15 protein-coding genes are annotated in these 15,792 nt (G+C 64.2%); 6 read left to right on the forward strand and 9 right to left on the reverse strand.

The annotated features are described in order from the left end of the window. The first annotated feature begins 81 nt into the window (after window positions 1-81). Window positions 82-399: a hypothetical protein gene (locus LV82_RS03780; protein ID WP_104069396.1), complete on the forward strand. Its 318-nt coding sequence runs from the start codon at window positions 82-84 to the stop codon at window positions 397-399. Between the two features lie 9 nt (window positions 400-408). Here the strand turns inward: LV82_RS03780 and hflX are convergent, their stop codons facing one another. From hflX to trkA, 4 genes are all read right to left on the reverse strand, one after another. Next, window positions 409-1,707, reverse strand: coding sequence for a GTPase HflX (gene hflX / locus LV82_RS03785; protein ID WP_104069397.1), 1,299 nt, complete (start codon window positions 1,705-1,707; stop codon window positions 409-411). Further along, on the reverse strand, window positions 1,707-1,940 hold the full coding sequence (hfq, locus tag LV82_RS03790; RefSeq protein WP_104069398.1) for an RNA chaperone Hfq: 234 nt from the start codon (window positions 1,938-1,940) through the stop codon (window positions 1,707-1,709). The genes hflX and hfq overlap by 1 nt, the downstream gene beginning before the upstream one ends. A 153-nt stretch (window positions 1,941-2,093) precedes the next feature. Next, complete coding sequence (locus tag LV82_RS03795) at window positions 2,094-3,608, reverse strand: TrkH family potassium uptake protein (protein WP_104069399.1); 1,515 nt, start codon at window positions 3,606-3,608, stop codon at window positions 2,094-2,096. Window positions 3,609-3,611: 3 nt separating this feature from the next. Further along, window positions 3,612-4,988: a Trk system potassium transporter TrkA gene (trkA, locus tag LV82_RS03800; RefSeq protein ID WP_104069400.1), complete on the reverse strand. Its 1,377-nt coding sequence runs from the start codon at window positions 4,986-4,988 to the stop codon at window positions 3,612-3,614. Between the two features lie 152 nt (window positions 4,989-5,140). Between trkA and ppk2 the strand changes: the two genes are divergently transcribed. The 3 genes from ppk2 (at window position 5,141) to LV82_RS03815 (ending at window position 7,947) form a co-directional block, all read left to right on the forward strand. Then, the gene (gene ppk2 / locus LV82_RS03805) at window positions 5,141-6,037 is read left to right on the forward strand and encodes a polyphosphate kinase 2 (protein ID WP_104069401.1); all 897 of its coding nucleotides are present in this window, start codon (window positions 5,141-5,143) and stop codon (window positions 6,035-6,037) included. Continuing rightward, window positions 6,030-6,650 carry a TetR/AcrR family transcriptional regulator gene (locus tag LV82_RS03810; protein WP_104069751.1) on the forward strand — a complete coding sequence of 207 codons (621 nt, stop codon included), beginning with the start codon at window positions 6,030-6,032 and terminating at the stop codon, window positions 6,648-6,650. Before ppk2 ends, LV82_RS03810 begins: the two co-directional genes overlap by 8 nt. Window positions 6,651-6,723: 73 nt before the next feature. Beyond that, entirely contained in the window at window positions 6,724-7,947 is a 1,224-nt protein-coding gene (locus LV82_RS03815) for an MFS transporter (RefSeq protein ID WP_104069402.1), read from the forward strand. Here LV82_RS03815 and LV82_RS03820 read toward each other — a convergent pair. The 4 genes from LV82_RS03820 to LV82_RS03835 all read right to left on the reverse strand — a co-directional run bounded on the left by LV82_RS03820 (window position 7,944) and on the right by LV82_RS03835 (window position 12,656). After that, window positions 7,944-8,714, reverse strand: a complete 771-nt coding sequence (locus tag LV82_RS03820) for a squalene/phytoene synthase family protein (RefSeq protein WP_104069403.1) — start codon at window positions 8,712-8,714, stop codon at window positions 7,944-7,946. The genes LV82_RS03815 and LV82_RS03820 overlap by 4 nt on opposite strands. Further along, window positions 8,711-10,330 carry a citramalate synthase gene (gene cimA, locus LV82_RS03825; RefSeq protein WP_104069404.1) on the reverse strand — a complete coding sequence of 540 codons (1,620 nt, stop codon included), beginning with the start codon at window positions 10,328-10,330 and terminating at the stop codon, window positions 8,711-8,713. The genes LV82_RS03820 and cimA overlap by 4 nt, the downstream gene beginning before the upstream one ends. Before the next feature lie 13 nt (window positions 10,331-10,343). After that, window positions 10,344-11,738 carry a cysteine--tRNA ligase gene (gene cysS / locus LV82_RS03830; protein ID WP_104069752.1) on the reverse strand — a complete coding sequence of 465 codons (1,395 nt, stop codon included), beginning with the start codon at window positions 11,736-11,738 and terminating at the stop codon, window positions 10,344-10,346. Window positions 11,739-12,035: 297 nt separating this feature from the next. Further along, on the reverse strand, window positions 12,036-12,656 hold the full coding sequence (locus LV82_RS03835; protein WP_104069405.1) for a DUF6778 family protein: 621 nt from the start codon (window positions 12,654-12,656) through the stop codon (window positions 12,036-12,038). A 291-nt stretch (window positions 12,657-12,947) separates the two neighbouring features. Here LV82_RS03835 and LV82_RS03840 point away from each other — a divergent pair, with 291 nt between their 5' ends. Further along, entirely contained in the window at window positions 12,948-13,805 is an 858-nt protein-coding gene (locus tag LV82_RS03840) for a TPM domain-containing protein (protein WP_104069406.1), read from the forward strand. Window positions 13,806-13,846: 41 nt separating this feature from the next. On the opposite strand, the gene LV82_RS03845 is transcribed toward LV82_RS03840, so the two are convergent. Then, on the reverse strand, window positions 13,847-14,449 hold the full coding sequence (locus LV82_RS03845; protein WP_104069407.1) for an outer membrane protein: 603 nt from the start codon (window positions 14,447-14,449) through the stop codon (window positions 13,847-13,849). A gap of 339 nt (window positions 14,450-14,788) precedes the next feature. Between LV82_RS03845 and LV82_RS03850 the strand changes: the two genes are divergently transcribed. Continuing rightward, window positions 14,789-15,721, forward strand: a complete 933-nt coding sequence (locus LV82_RS03850) for an alpha/beta hydrolase (RefSeq protein ID WP_104069408.1) — start codon at window positions 14,789-14,791, stop codon at window positions 15,719-15,721. Window positions 15,722-15,792 lie beyond the last annotated feature (71 nt).

The following is a 15,792-nucleotide window of genomic DNA, read 5'->3' on the forward strand; positions in this document are numbered from 1 at the left end:
GCGTCCGCCCCCGATTTTGCCTTTCGTCCCGGCACGATCGGGGGCAAACTGAAAGCCGCACAGGAACAAGTGAGGCACGCCATGAAATGGCAGCATGTTCAGGAAAACTGGCCCGCCTTCTTCGAGGCGATCATCGACCGTTGGCCGGCCGCGGATGAGGCCGATCTGGAAGAGATCGACGGCGACCAGCGTGCTTTCATCCGCTATATCGCCAAGCTGACCGAACAGGACCCCGCCGATGCGCGCGACGAGATTCGCGAATGGCTGACGGGTGAGTTGCCCTCGGACGTTGTCATGGATCCGATCCACGACAATCACTCGATCCACCTGTCCGGCAAGTTCCTGCCCGAGGGCGAGGACGAGCTGGACGACGACTCCCGCTATGGCGACGGCGATTGAACAGCGGCCCTACAGCCTTTCGAATTCGGCCTTTTGCCGCGGCGTCCATCGGATGGTGATGCGATAGCCCGACCGTGTCTGATCTTCGCCGAGGATCGAGACATGTTCATGCAACCATGCACGGCGGCGCCCATCCGCAAAGGGCAGTTCCAGCACCGTCTCCTCGCGCCCTCGCTCCAGCTCGTCGGCGATGGCGGACAGCAAGGGATCCATGCCCGCCCCCGTGAGTGCCGAGACGGCAAAGACGCCGGGTTTGCGGCCGTCCTGTCCGGCAAGCGCCTCGCGCAAGGGCGGGGCCAGAAGGTCGATCTTGTTCCAGACCTCGATCACCGGCACGTCGGCCCCGACCCCCAGCGAATCCAGGATGTCGCGCACGTCCTGTGCCTGCTCTTCGGTTTCGGGGTGGGCGATGTCGCGCACATGCAGGATCAGATCGGCCTCCAGCACCTCCTCCAGAGTGGCCCGGAAAGCGGCGACAAGCTGCGGTGGAAGGTCGGAAATGAAACCCACGGTATCGGACAGGATGACCCGATGCCCGGTCGGCAGTTCAACCCCCCGCATCGTCGGGTCCAGCGTTGCAAACAGCATGTCGCGGGCCAGAACCTCGGCCCCGGTCAGGCGATTGAACAGCGTGGACTTGCCGGCATTCGTATAGCCGACCAAAGCGACCACCGGGAACGGCACCTTGCGGCGCGCCGCGCGATGCAACTCGCGCGTCTTGACGACCTTTTCCAGCTGCCGACGGATCTTGACGACTTCCTCGTCGATGGCGCGGCGGTCGGCTTCCTTCTGCGTCTCGCCCGGTCCGCCCACGAAACCCAGGCCGCCTCGCTGACGCTCGAGATGAGTCCATGCACGCACCAGCCGGGTGCGCTGATAGCTTAGCGCGGCCAGTTCCACCTGCAGCACACCCTCTCGGGTGCGCGCGCGATCCGCGAAGATTTCGAGGATCAAACCGGTGCGATCCAGGATCTTCAGCCCCCATTCCCGCTCGAGATTGCGCTGCTGGATCGGGCTCAACGGGCCATCCACCAGGACGAGCTCGATCCCGTCGCGCTGGAAGATCGTCTTCAGCTCGGCGATCCGGCCCGAGCCGAACAGCGTACCTGGCTGCACCTTGGAAATCCGCACGACTTCGGAACCGACGACCGTCAGATGCGGCAAGGCTGCGGCCAGCGCGACGGCCTCTTCCAGCGCGAGTTCGGGCGCGCGCCGGGGCCTGTGGCTGTTGCGGATATCGGGATGCAGAACATAGGCGCGCGTCCTGGCCTCGCGCGTCGCGTGTTCCTTTCTGTGATCGGTCGAAATCAGTCTTCGCCCTCGTAAAGCGAGATCGGCTGTCCGGGCATCACGGTCGAAATCGCGTGCTTGTAGACAAGCTGCGACTGGCCGTCACGGCGCAGAAGCACGCAAAAGTTGTCGAACCAGGTGATGACACCCTGCAGCTTGACGCCGTTGATCAGGAAAATGGTCACGGGAACCTTGCCCTTGCGGACATGGTTCAGAAAGGCATCTTGCAAATTTTGTCGGTCGGCAGCCATGTTTGTGTTCGCCTTTATCTTTGCATTGTTATGCGATTTCGTGCGCGCAACACGCACCGCCCCTCGGCGCTGCACCGGGAACTTGCGACGAGTATGCGAAGAAACCCGACAGTTTCCAGTGCAAAAATGATCACGAACGCGAATTTGCATCCTCTAGTTGCGCCAGAAATCCGGGTTCAGCAAGGCGACGATGGCCAGAGTCTCCAGCCGTCCCAGCACCATTGCGGCTGCCAGGATCGTGCGCGCGGGACCATCGAGCGCGGCCCAGGACAAAGGCTCGGCGGCCGTGACGCCGGCCAGTGGCCCTGTCGTGGACAGCGCGGCGACGGCAAATGTCGTGGACTGGACAAAGTTCAGACCGGCAAGCGACAGCGCCAGCATCGTCACCGCGATCGACAGGGCAAACAGCATGAAGAAGATCCAGGCCATCCGCGCGCCTTGCCGCCGCAAGCGGCGTGCCAGAACGCCCCCGCCCCCGATCGAGTTGGGATGGATCAGCCGCTCGACCTCGCGTTCGCCGTGCAGAAAGATCGCATATACGCGCAACAGCTTGACCCCGCCCGCGGTCGTGGCAACGCCGCCCCCGATCACCGCAAGACCAGCCAGCACAAGCCCCGGCGTCTCAAGCCCCGACCAGTTGCGCGCGGTCATCCAATGCGCCGATTCAAATCCGGTGGTGGTCAGAAAGGACAGAACGGTGAACAGCGTTCCCCACAACGCGCCGAACGCCGCGCGGATGTCGCCGACATCGTCCACAGAAAGCGCCCCGAACCAGTGCCGAAGAAACAGCAGCGCCGGCACGGCCGTACATAGCAGGATCGCCATGCGCATCTCGGGGTCTTCGCGCAGCGAGCCGGGGGCGACATGCCGGTGTCCCGTCGGGATCAGGCGGCGCGAAACGGCCAGGGCCATGAAGGCCAGGATCAGTGCCTCGCCCAGGACACCGGATCGCGCCTCGTCAAGGCCACCCAGCGGCGTTATTCCGGATGTCGACAAGACAGACATCGCATGGCAGGCGGCAACCAGGGCCGTCTCGCCCGCCATTACCAGACCGATCATCAATGCAAGAGTCAGCCCCAGATAGGCGGGCAGCAGGTCCGCCGCATGCGCGACCAGCTGCTCGCTTGCCGTCTTTTGCCGGGCCCAGTGATCGCTGCCCGCTTCGCTGAAGCGGGGCCGCACATCCCGCAACACTTCGAACCCGCCAAGATTCATGGGCGCCAGAATGGCGACAGCCGTGACAAGGACGAAGAAGCCCCCCATCCAGCCGACCATGGCGCGCCACAAATGCAGGCTGGGTTCCAGCCGGTCAGGCGCATAAAGCGAGGCGCCCGTCGTCGTGAGGGACGAAATCATCTCCCACCAGGCCGAGGTGAAATGCGTGTCGGGGATGGCTTCGGAAAACGGCACGGCCAGAATCAGGGGCAACCCGGCATAGGCGCCCAGCAGGGTCAGAAGCTGATCGCGCGCCGGTTGCCTGGGCCGGTTCCCGACCGAGGCAATCGCGATCATCGCGGTCAGGATCAGGAAGATCAGGGCCGAATACAGGAACGCCCGAGACACCGAATAGTCGCGCAGAAGAAAGGCATGGATGGCCGGCACCAGCATCGCCAATGCGCTGCCACCCATCAGGATGATCATGACCGGAATACGTGACAGCCGTATCATCGATCAGAAGAAGTCGATCGAGACCTGCAGAAGCCGTTCGACCTCTGGCACGTCGCTGGCCATGGAGAACAGCGCGACCACGTCGCCCTCCTCGATACGCAGGTGGCCGTGAGGTTTCAGGACCTTGTCGCCCTTCATCACGGCACCGACCAGCACACCTTCCGGAAACTCGATGTCCCGGACAAGCTTGCCCGAAATCGGCGAGGTTCCCATCACCTGCGCCTCGATCATCTCGGCCTCGGCATCGCCGATGGAATAGATCGCGCGGACACGGCCATGACGCACATGACGAAGGATCGAGGACACCGTGGTGGCGCGGGGATTGATATAGGCATCGATGTTCAACGCCGGCATCAGCGGGGCCAAAGTCGGGTCGTTGATCAACGCGATGCCCAGCTTGCATCCCGCCTGCTTGGCCCGAACCGTGGCCAGGATATTCGTCTTGTCATCATCCGTCACCGCCAGAACGGCATCCGCGCGGTCGATATTGGCTTCGGTCAGAAGGTCCATGTCCATGCCGTCGCCGTTCAGCACGATCGTGCGTTCCAGGGCGTCAGCCGCCTGCTCGGCCCGCTCTCTGTTGCGCTCGATCATCTTGACGCGCACCCGTTCCGTCCGGGCCTCCAGCGCGCGCGCAACGGCAAGGCCGACATTGCCGCCGCCGATGATGACGACCCTCTCCTGCTTGCGCGTCGTCTTGCCAAAGATTTCAAGCGTGCGGGGAACGTCCTCGGTATGGGTGAAGACATAGATCTGGTCGCCCGCGAACAGCTGGTCGCCCGGCTCGGGCGCGAACAGCCGCCCTTCGCGGCGGACGCCGACGACGATTGCGCGCAATGTCGAAAACAGGTCGGTCAGCTGACGCAAGGGCGTATTCAGGACCGGACAGTTTTCGTCAAGCGCGATCCCCAGCAATTGGGCCTTGCCGCCGAAAAAGCTTTCGGTGTCGAAGGTGGAAGGCGCAGCCAGGCGTTGCAACGCGGCCTCGGCCACTTCGCGTTCCGGGCTGATGACGACATCGATCGGCAGGTGGTCACGACGGTAAAGATCGGAATAGATGGCATCGGTATAGGACTGCGCGCGAAGGCGCGCGATCTTGCGCGTGATGCCGAATATCGAATGGGCCACCTGGCAGGTGACCATGTTCACCTCGTCCGAATAGGTGGCCGCGATGATCATGTCGGCATCCCGCGCGCCGGCCTTTTCCAGAACGTCGGGATAGGATGCAAAGCCCGCCACGCCCTGAACGTCCAGAGACTCGGTCGCGCGGCGTACCAGCTCGGGGTTGTTGTCGACCACGGTGACGTCGTTGCGTTCGCCCGACAGATGGCGCGCGATCTGCCAGCCAACCTGGCCCGCGCCGCAGATGATGACCTTCATGGGTCGCTCCTGACTGTCCCTTGGCCTTGGTGTAGGCCCAGCAGGGCCCGGGGTCAACGTGGCGCGAAACCCGACCCACGGCATGGCGGCGATTGCGCCCCGCGCGGCGATCGTCATACTGGCCTCGACCCGTGCAACCAAGGCAGAACCGCATGACCGACACGACTTCGACCGCAAGGATCGAGATCCCATTCGTGGGACAGATCACCGACTATCTTCAGAATGGCGCGCCGCCAGAGATCGCCCGCGCCATCCGGTCGGCCGACAGGGACGACATCATCTCGCCGGGCTATCCCTATTCGCGGCGCATGAAGCGCAAGGATTATGACCGGCGGATAGAGGCCTTGCAGATCGAACTGGTCAAGATGCTGCGTGACCTGCGTGAGACGGGCAAGCGGCTGTGCGTTCTGTTCGAGGGCCGCGATGCCGCCGGCAAGGGCGGCACGATCGGGCGGATGCGGCAGAACCTGAACCCGCGTTCGGCCTATGTCGTCGCCCTGCCCAAGCCCACGGAAAAGGAAGTCGGCCAATGGTATTTCCAACGCTATGTGGACTGGCTGCCCGGCGCGGGTGAAATCGCCCTCTTTGACCGATCGTGGTACAACAGGGGCGTCGTTGAACATGTCTTCGGCTTTTGCACACCGGCACAGCGCGAGCTGTTCTTTGCCCAGGTTCCCGATTTCGAACGGATGCTGGTCGATGATGGAATCATCCTGGTCAAGCTCTGGCTGTCAGTCGGCCGGGCCGAACAGCTGCGCCGGTTCCTGGACCGCGAGCGCGATCCGCTGAAGCAGTGGAAGCTCAGCTGGATCGATGTCGAAGGGCTGAAGAAGTGGGACGCATACACGGCAGCGATTGCCGAAACCATCGAGCGCAGCCACACCGATCATGCCCCCTGGACGATCATACGCGCCGACGACAAGCGGCGTGCCCGGCTGGCGGCGATCCAGACCGTGCTTGGCCAGATCGACTATATCGGCAAGGATCGTCAGGCGATCGGCAAGATCGACGGCAAGATCTGTGGCGGGCCGGACCTTCTGGATGTCTAAGAAGGGATATCACCACGGCAACCTGCGCAGCGCATTGGTGGATGCCACCCTTGCCCTGATCGAAAGACAGGGGCCGCAGGGCTTTTCCCTGTCGGATGCCGCGCGTTCGGTCGGCGTGACGCCGGCCGCTGTCTATCGGCACTTTGCCGGCCGGGACGATCTGATCGCCGAATGCGCGCGCCAGGGATTCGATCTGTTCGCCGAGGAGATGCGCCGCGCCTGGAATGACGGGCGCCCCAATCCCCTGCGCGCGTTCGAGGCCGTGGCGCTTGCCTATCTGGACTTTGCCCGCGACCATCCGGGCCATTACATGGCCATGTTCGAAAGCGGAATCAGCCTGTCGCTCAATCCCGATCTTGCCCGCGCGCATGAACGCGCCCTTGCGGTCTTTGCGCGCGCCGCCGAGCCGCTGATCGAGCGACTGCCCGGCGACCGGCGCCCGCCGGCCGCGATGTTCGCCGCCCATGTCTGGGCCCTGTCGCACGGCATCGTCGAGCTTTTCGCGCGCCCCGGACCGGGCAGCCGCGCGCCCTTTCCGCCCGATGCGCTGCTGGAGGCCGGAATCGGCATCTATCTGCGTGGCCTGGGCCTTGTTCCCGGCGACCCGGACTAGACGCGACACAACGCCCCTTGCCTTGGCACCGGGCGCGCATTAGCCCTTCGGCAAATCGATGACAGGTGAACGAATGACCGCCACGACCACGGCATCCGATGACCGTCGCGCCAGACGCAATGTCGTGGTGCTTATCCTGGCCCAGGCACTGCTGGGCGCGCAGATGCCGATGATCTTCACGGTCGGGGGGCTGGCGGGACAGATGCTTGCCCCCAATCCCTGCCTTGCCACCCTGCCGATCTCGATGACCGTGATGGGCTCGATGCTGTCCGCCGCGCCGATGTCGTCCTTCATGGCGCGCCACGGGCGCCGGGCGGGATTCTGGCTGGGCGCGCTGGGCGGCGCTGCGGGCGGGGCCATTGCCGCCGCGGGGCTCTACCGGGGGTCCTTTGCCCTGTTCCTCGTCGGGTCGCTCATGACAGGGATCTACATGTCGGCCCAGGGCTTCTATCGCTTTGCCGCGGCCGATACGGCGTCCGAGTCGTTTCGCCCCAAGGCAATCTCGTGGGTGATGGCCGGGGGGCTGGTGTCCGCCATCATCGGGCCGCAGCTTGTCAAGGTGACGGGTTCGGCCCTGCCCGCGGCCTTCCTTGGAACCTATCTGGCGGTGGTGGTGCTGAACCTTGTCGGCATGGGGCTGTTCCTGTTCCTGGACATCCCCCGCCCTGGGGCAATGGGCACGCAGTCCAGCCCTGCCCGATCGCGGATCGAGATGCTGCGCGATCCCGCCATTTCGGTTGCGATCATCTGCGCGATGGTTTCCTACGCGCTGATGAACCTTGTGATGACCTCGACCCCGCTTGCGGTCGTCGGCTGCGGGTATTCGCAGAACGATGCGGCGGATATCGTGTCGGCCCATGTGCTTGCCATGTTCGTGCCCTCGTTCTTCACGGGGCATCTGATCGCGCGGTTCGGCGCGCCGCTGATCACGGGGACGGGCCTTGCCCTGCTGGCCGGGGCGGGCGCCGTGGCATTGACCGGGGTCGAGCTGGAGCAGTTCTTTGCCGCCCTGGTCCTTCTTGGCCTTGGCTGGAATTTCGGGTTCATCGGCGCAACCAGCATGCTGGCCGGGGCCCATCGGCCCGAGGAGCGCGGAGCCATCCAGGGGCTGAACGACCTCATCGTCTTTGGCGGTGTCACGGTCGCCTCGCTGGCCTCGGGCGGATTGATGAACTGCGCCGGGACCAGTGTCCTGGCCGGTTGGCAGGCCGTGAACCTTGCGATGATACCGTTTTTGGTGCTTGCGGGCGGCGCGCTGATCTGGCTGGTCCTGCGCCCGCGCGAGGAAAAAGCCTAGACACGCCCGCGCAGGACGCGCCACAACAGCGCCAGACGGCGGGCGAATTCCGACGTTTCCGCCCGTCCCTGCCCGACCCGCGCGGGGTCCCTGACGATGCCCTTCAGCACTTGCCGTGCCGGCGATACGGTCCAAAGCGCTGGCCTGACTTCCGTCGGAAACCTGACGCGACGCGCCTTCTCCAGCCGGGTCAAACCCTCGGCCGCGAGTCCGGCGATGGCGCTTGCGCTGTCATCCGGCAGCGGCTGACGACCGCGCGCGACCAGATGCGGAACCGCCCGCAGATAGGCGGCGATCGCCCCGCCCATGGCGGCGTCACGGATCGCGGGCTCCAACCGTTCCTCTGCGCCAAGAGCCAGTGCCGCCGCCCACATCAGGTTGCCGGCCGTTGCATCCAGATAGGCCAGAAGATCGTCCCTGCCCTCGAACGGGTCGGGCCAGCAGTCGCGCCGACGTGCTTCGGCCAGATCGATCATCGCGCGGGAAACACGCGGATCGCGCGCAAGGACAGGGCCGACCGCCATGACCACCGGCGGGCCAGAGACATTCCGCCCCTCGGCCAATGCGGAAACGGTATCGATCCACCACTGAAGCCGCATTTCGGCGACCATCGGCTCGGCCGAACTCCACGGCGCGCGTGCGATTTCGAGGTTCAGCGCATATAGCGGGAACAGGATGTCCCGCGCCGCTGGGGGCGCGGCCATCGTCGCGGCATGCCGATCGGGGTCGCCCCTTTGAACGATTTCAGCACAGTCGGTCACGCTCATGCCGGGGCAACCCCGTCCCGGACAAGCTTCCACAGGATCGCCTCGACGAGCGCCTCGAAGCTTGCGTCAACGATGTTCGCGCTGACGCCCACCGTGGACCAGCGCTGGCCCGCGCCATCCTCGCTGTCGATGATGACGCGCGTGACGGCCTCGGTCCCGCCCTGGGTGATGCGCACCTTGAAGTCCACCAGCTTCATGTCGTCGATCGAGGCCTGATAGGGCCCCAGATCCTTGGCCAGGGCCTTGGCCAGCGCGTTGACCGGACCGCGGTCAGAGCCGGTTTCGTCCAGGGATTCCGAAACCGACAGCATCTTTTCGTCGCCGATCTTCACGACGACGACGGCCTCGGACAACGTGACCATCTGATTGTACTTGTTCTTGCGCCGCTCGACGGTCACGCGATAGCGCTTGACCTCGAAATAGTCGGGCAACAGCCCAAGCGCGCGCCGGGCCAGCAGCTCGAACGAGGCCTGCGCGCCGTCATAGGCATAGCCCTGATCTTCACGCTCCTTGATCTGTCGCAGGATCTGGCCCAGGCGCGGATCGTCTGGCGCAACTTCGATCCCGGCGGCGGCAAGGCGTGCGCGCAGGTTGGACAGGCCCGCCTGGTTCGACATGGGAATCAGACGCTGGTTGCCGACAAGGGCCGGATCGACATGTTCGTAAGTCGAAGGGTCTTTCAGAATCGCGCTGGCATGCAGGCCCGCCTTGTGCACGAAGGCCGAGGCCCCGACATAGGGCGCGCTGCGCAGCGGTACGCGGTTCAGGATGTCGTCAAGCATCCGGCTGGCGCGGGTCAGACCGCGCAGGGCATCATGCGTAACGCCCGTTTCGAACCGGCTGGCATAGGGTTCCTTCAAAAGAAGCGTCGGAATCAGGGTCGTGAGATTGGCATTGCCACAGCGTTCCCCAAGGCCATTCAACGTGCCCTGGATCTGGCGCGCGCCCGCATCCACCGCCGCAAGCGTACCCGCCACGGCATTGCCCGTGTCGTCATGGCAATGAATGCCCAGCCGGTCACCGGGAATGCCCGCCGCGATCACCTCGGCAGTGATGCGGCCGATCTCGGCCGGCAGCGTGCCGCCATTGGTGTCACACAGAACGATCCAGCGCGCGCCAGCGTCGAACGCAGCCCGCAAACAGGACAGCGCATAGTCCGGATTTGCCTTCCATCCGTCGAAGAAATGCTCGGCATCGAACAGCGCCTCGCGTCCACGGGACACGGCATGGGCGACCGAGCTGCGGATCGCTTCCAGGTTTTCCTCAAGGCTCTGCCCCAAGGCGGTGGTGACATGGAAATCATGCGCCTTCCCGACCAGGCACACGGCCGGTGTCTGGGCGTTCAGAACCGCGGCCAGCACGTCATCGTTTTCGGCCGATCGTCCGGCCCGGCGCGTCATGCCAAAGGCCGTGAAGGTCGCCCGCGTTTGTGGACGTGCATCGAAGAAATCGCTGTCTGTCGGGTTCGCGCCCGGCCAGCCGCCTTCGATGTAATCGATGCCCAGATCGTCCAGCGTACGCGCAATCTGGATCTTTTCGGCAACCGAGAACTGAACGCCCTGTGTCTGCTGGCCGTCTCTCAGGGTCGTATCATAAAGGTAGAGCCGTTCCTTCATCCCACGCACTTTCTCAGGCCAGATCCTGCAGCTTCCCGGCGTCGAAATCCGGCCCCGGAACCAATTCGACCCCCGCGCGCGACATGCGCACCTCGACGCCGGCCGCCACAAGGGCGGACTTCATCCTGTCAACTTCCGAGAAATCTTTTGTCTCCATCGCCTTGCGACGCATTTCTGCCAATCGTTGTGCAAGCGGTGCAAGATCCACCTTCGGAGCCAGCCAGTCAGGCCGATCCTGCGTCAGCAGCCCCATCAACCGGGCAGAGGATTTCAGCAGCGCCGCCTGACCGGCATTGGCCAGCGCGTGCAGCTCGGCGATCGCGCCGGCGGTGTTCAGATCGTCCGCCAGTGCCGCGACGACTTCCGGCGCGGGTTCGGGTGCGGGCTCGATGTCATCGACCAGCGAATGCCAGCGTCGCAGGACGGCTTCCGCCGCGCGGGCCTTTTCGGCCGTCCAGTCCATGGGGCGGGAATAATGCGTCTGCAGGAAGACAAGGCGGATCACTTCGCCCGGCACGCCCTGATCCAGCAGGTCACGTACGGTAAAGAAGTTGCCAAGGCTCTTGGACATCTTCCTGCCTTCGACCTGCAGCATTTCATTGTGCATCCAGTACCGGGCGAAACCGCCTTCGGGATGGGCGCAGCGGCTTTGCGCGATTTCGTTTTCGTGATGCGGGAATTGCAGGTCGATGCCCCCGCCGTGGATGTCGAAACTGTCGCCCAGCAATTCATGCGCCATGGCCGAGCATTCGATATGCCATCCGGGCCGGCCCCTGCCCCAGGGGCTGTTCCATCCCGGCAGATCGTCGCTCGACGGTTTCCACAGCACGAAATCCAGCGGATCTTCCTTGAACGGCGCGATCTCGACCCGTGCGCCCGCGATCATGTCATCGACAGAACGCCCCGAAAGGCGTCCATATTCCCTGTAGCTTCGCACGCGGAACAGGACATGGCCGTCGCGCTCATAGGCATGTCCGCCGGCGACCAGCTGTTCGATCATCGCGATCATGGCGCCGATCCACTCGGTCGCGCGCGGCTCCTGTGTCGGGCGCAGGGCGCCGAGCGCGTCCATGTCGGCATGATACCATTCGATCGTGCAGTCGGTCAGATCGCGGATGATCTCTTCCAGCGGGCGCGCGTCTCCGGCTGCACGCAGTTCGGCCGCGCGCGCGTTGATCTTGTCATCCACGTCGGTGAAGTTGCGGACATAGGTGACGTGATCCGCCCCGAAGACGTGGCGCAGCAGACGAAACAGCGTGTCGAACACGATCACGGGCCGCGCATTGCCCAGATGCGCGCGGTCATAGACGGTCGGTCCGCAGACATACATTCGGACGTTGGAAGCGTCCAAAGGCTCGAACAGTTCCTTGCTGCGGGTTCTGGTATTGGTCAGCCGGATCGAGGTCATGCCATCTGTCCCTTCGCGCCCCATCGCGCCTGCGGGCTTGCTGTCTCGCATCAATCGGGAAACAGGAACGGCCCGCCTGACGTTCGTCAGCCGCCAATGCACGGAATGAGGATGCGGATCGTTTCCATGCCGCCTTGGTTAGCGGCAAATCCCATGATGCGCAAAGGGAAAAGTGCCACCTTTGGCGTCGCAGTCCCGATGCATGCCGGGCGCGCCGGATCGCCGCCCCAGACACCAAGGGGCGGCCATCTCGCCGCCCCTTGAGCCACGTTTCGTTTGTGAGCCTTTTCGGCCGGGTCAGCCGCCCAGGCTGCTGAACGTCTCGCGCGCATCGGCGCCGATGCCGAAGATCGCCCTGATCGTCTTTTCGACATGCTCGGTGATCTGGCTCTTCTGAGTCTGGCCTTGGGCGCGCGCCTGCGCCATGCGTGCCCCGGTCAGAGCCGGGAACGACGCCTCGACATATTCGGGCCCAAAGAGGATCTCGCCACTTTTGGCATCGCGCACGGCCAGCGTGAATTCGATGTCATGCACACCCGAAGGCGCGCGCGTTTCTGCGATGAAGGTCAGCGCGTGGAAACGTGCCATCGTCACTTCGACCACCACCTCGCGGTCGCCATTCAGATCGGCAACACCTTTGCTAATTGCGTCGCGCATGATCTTGGCGACCTGCTCATACCGGTCGCCAGGCGGATCTTCGCGCCAAACGATATCCGCCCTTGGGAAAAAGATCTCTTCTTCGGAAACGACAAGCGTACGCGGCACATCAACCTTCACGTCGACGACCTTCCATTCGGACGTGACCTCGGGCGGTGCCGACACGAGATAGGCCGTCCGATGAATGCCGCCACTGCATCCGGCAAGCGCCGCCACGACCATCAGGCCGGCCAGCAGCCTCTTGAAACCATACGCAAACATCTACCACCACTCCTTTCCTTGTAACGGATCCGGGCGCTTCCGAATCCATGCGCCAAACTTCATACCCAAGAATGTGGCGCCAATTCGTTCACAAATCGTCGTCGCCGCCACGTCACTTGACAATGTCGACCGCCGCGAAAGGGCGGATGTTTCGCGCTATGTAGCAACAAATCCCATTTCAAACAACGCCCGGGGCGAAACGATATTGCCGCGGGCGGGGGCTTGCGGATCGGTTGCTTCGCGGCGCGGTTTGCCCCAAGCTTGACGCCCATCACAGTTGCAGGAGTTTTCGTGATTCAACGCCTGTTTGGCATCCTTGCCGCCCTGTTCGCATTGCTTGTCTTCGGCCCGGCCGTCGGGGCGCCGTATCCGCAGCCCGTGGATACCTACATGAACGATTTCGCAGGCCTCATCGAGCCTGACGCGGCGCAAGCCCTTCGCGGGTCGCTTGCCGCGCTCGAGCGCGAAACGGGCATCCAGATGGCAGTTCTGACGATACGGGCAAGGTCCGATTATGACCCTTCGACCTCGATCGCCGACTTTGCGCAGCGCGTTTTCAATGGATGGGGCATAGGAGATCCCCAGACAAACGACGGCATTCTTCTTCTGGTTTCCAGTCAGGACCGCGAAATCCGTATTCATCTGGGCGCAGCCTATGATCAGGCCTATGACGTCATCGCCCAGGACATAGTCAGCAACGTGATCGCACCGCGATTCCGCGAAGAGCAATTTTCCGAAGGCATCGAGGATGGCATCATGCAGACCATCGACCGGATCGCCTTGCGCCTGGTCAGCGAAAGCCCCCATGACGGCACGGGCGGCGGCTTTCTTGATCGCATAGATCACTGGATCTTCGGTGCAATCGCGGGAATCGTCGGCTATGGCCTGTTCGGCCGGAAGATCCGGAACGCCGCCGCGCGGCTTCGGCGCTGCCCCGGCTGCGGAACGCGCGGATTGCGGCGGGTGACGGTACGTCTGCCCGAAGGCGGGCGCAGGCTGCGCACCTATTGCAGGAATTGCGACTATCGCGACGATCGGATGCTGCGCGAAAAAAGGGACGAACATGTCCGCCACCGGCGCAGGACGAACAGCTCGGGCGGCTTTGGCGGTGGCAGATCCTCGGGGGGCGGTGCGTCGGGCAAGTGGTGACATGCGGCGCATCGGCGCCGCATGTCGGTGTTGCTGAACGATCAGAAGCGGAAGCTGGCGCGAATCGTCGCGGTCGTCGCATCGATATCCACGCCCGAGCCGTCGAAATTGTCGAACTGATGGGTCAGGACTTCGCCGCCGACCGTCCAGCTGTCGGTCAGGCGGTAATCGGCCCCGATGCCCACGAACCAGCCATCGTCCGACAGGTTCGATCCGCCGACATCCGCCCGAGCGTATGCGGCACCGGCGGTACCGTAAAGCAGCGTCTGACCCAGATCGGCACCTGCGCGCAGCTTCAGCCGGGTGACCGAATCCAGCGATCCCGCGCCATTGCCCAGGTCGATATCGGCGATATCGTGGTCGATTCCCGCGCCGACGACCCAGTTGCCGAAATCCCAGTCATAGCCGGCATGAACACCGCCCAGAATGCCATCGCCATCCAGACCGGTCGCAGAGATGTCGCCATATCCCAGCTGTCCACCGACATAGGCTCCGGTCCAGTCCGATCCGGTCGAGACCGGCTCGACCGGCATCACGACGGGCGCGGGCTCTTCGGTCGGGGCGCTCAAACCACCTGCCATCGCAGGCGCGGCCACCACCGAGGCCAGGGCGATACCGCCGGCAATCTTGATCACCTTCTTCATGACTGTCTTCCTTGTTCCAAGATTCACGTTTCATCCAGAGCGATCGCCCACCGCATCCGCTTTCGGTTCAGCGGGTCGCGGCGAAAGCATCCGTCGCTCGCTGGCTCAATTGTGCATCGCGACGAAGGTTCCAACCCCGCCTCACGAAATGCTGAGCGGGGGCTGCCGGGCATGGCGGATTTTTTCCTGCGATATCGGCCGGCATGGCGAGGATTGGCCGATCATCTGGCCGCACGCGATCGTGAACGACGGAAGTGGCACATGTGCGCGTCTGACAAGGTTGGTCTTTGCCCGCGACCGTGGCACGCTGATCTTGACCCAGCGCAAGGACACCCCTCCGTGCCGAATCGCCCGAACTACTCCTGCCTGCTTGATGCCGAGATTCGCGCCTTCGTCGCGCGATGCGGGCGCAGCCGGGCGGTCCCCGACGGCGGCATCGCGGCCGAGCGCGCAGCCTATCGTGCCCTGGCGCGGGATCTCGACCCAGGACGCCCCAAGGGGCTGGCTTCATCGGATCGCAGCTTTGGCGGCGTTTCCTGTCGGCTGTACAATCCCGCGCGGATCCGGGAGACGCCAATCATTCTGTACCTGCATGGCGGAGGCTTCGTCGTCGGCGATCTGGATACCCACGATTCGATCTGTGCCGAGCTGTCGCATCGGGCCGGGGCAAGGCTGGTCGCGGTCGATTACCGCCTGGCGCCAGAGCACCCCCACCCGGCGCAACTTGTCGATACCATCGCGGCGGCCAGGGCAGTTTGCCGCGAACTGGCTGCGCCGATCATCCCCTGCGGTGACAGCGCCGGGGGGACGCTGGCCGCGGCGCTGACGCATGCGACGCGCGGATCCGGGCTGCGGGTTCCGGGGCAGGTTCTGATCTACCCCGCCCTGGGCCGTCAGACCGACCGTGACAGCCATATCAGACATTCCGACGCGCCGATGCTGACCCGCGCGGACATGGCGCGATATATCGCGCTCAGGTTTTCGGGTCGGCCCTCACCTGTGCCCGACCCGACGGCCTGGCCTCTCGAAGATCCCGACTGCACAGCCCTTCCCCCGACCCATGTCTTTTCGGCGGAATGCGACCCGCTGGCCAGCGATGCGCGGGACTACGCGGCGCGCTTGCGACGGCACGGCAGCCCAGTCCGACTGGTCGAGGAGCGCGGGCTGGTGCATGGTTATCTGCGTGCCCGGAATGTCTCGCGTCGCGCCGGGGCCGCCTTTGATCGCATCGTCGCGGCACTGGTCACCGTCGCGCGGTCCGCCGGAACATGATCTTCCTTGTCGCAAAGCGGCGATGGCCGTCGGTTCCCGGCAAACCGAGGGCCGCGGTCCGACAGAACCTG

It is taken from the genome of Albidovulum inexpectatum (assembly GCF_002927635.1).
GTDB classification, from domain to species: Bacteria; Pseudomonadota; Alphaproteobacteria; order Rhodobacterales; family Rhodobacteraceae; genus Albidovulum; species Albidovulum inexpectatum.

Excerpts from the sequence above, each read along its gene's own strand:
- cimA (WP_104069404.1), bottom strand. The coding sequence starts at position 10,330 with ATGAAGGAACGGCTCTACCTTTATGATACGACCCTGAGAGACGGCCAG.
- LV82_RS03845 (WP_104069407.1), bottom strand. The coding sequence starts at position 14,449 with ATGAAGAAGGTGATCAAGATTGCCGGCGGTATCGCCCTGGCCTCGGTG.
- hfq (WP_104069398.1), bottom strand. The coding sequence starts at position 1,940 with ATGGCTGCCGACCGACAAAATTTGCAAGATGCCTTTCTGAACCATGTC.
- trkA (WP_104069400.1), bottom strand. The coding sequence starts at position 4,988 with ATGAAGGTCATCATCTGCGGCGCGGGCCAGGTTGGCTGGCAGATCGCG.
- LV82_RS03810 (WP_104069751.1), top strand. The coding sequence starts at position 6,030 with ATGTCTAAGAAGGGATATCACCACGGCAACCTGCGCAGCGCATTGGTG.
- LV82_RS03795 (WP_104069399.1), bottom strand. The coding sequence starts at position 3,608 with ATGATACGGCTGTCACGTATTCCGGTCATGATCATCCTGATGGGTGGC.
- LV82_RS03780 (WP_104069396.1), top strand. The coding sequence starts at position 82 with ATGAAATGGCAGCATGTTCAGGAAAACTGGCCCGCCTTCTTCGAGGCG.
- LV82_RS03820 (WP_104069403.1), bottom strand. The coding sequence starts at position 8,714 with ATGAGCGTGACCGACTGTGCTGAAATCGTTCAAAGGGGCGACCCCGAT.
- cysS (WP_104069752.1), bottom strand. The coding sequence starts at position 11,738 with ATGACCTCGATCCGGCTGACCAATACCAGAACCCGCAGCAAGGAACTG.
- LV82_RS03815 (WP_104069402.1), top strand. The coding sequence starts at position 6,724 with ATGACCGCCACGACCACGGCATCCGATGACCGTCGCGCCAGACGCAAT.
- LV82_RS03835 (WP_104069405.1), bottom strand. The coding sequence starts at position 12,656 with ATGTTTGCGTATGGTTTCAAGAGGCTGCTGGCCGGCCTGATGGTCGTG.
- ppk2 (WP_104069401.1), top strand. The coding sequence starts at position 5,141 with ATGACCGACACGACTTCGACCGCAAGGATCGAGATCCCATTCGTGGGA.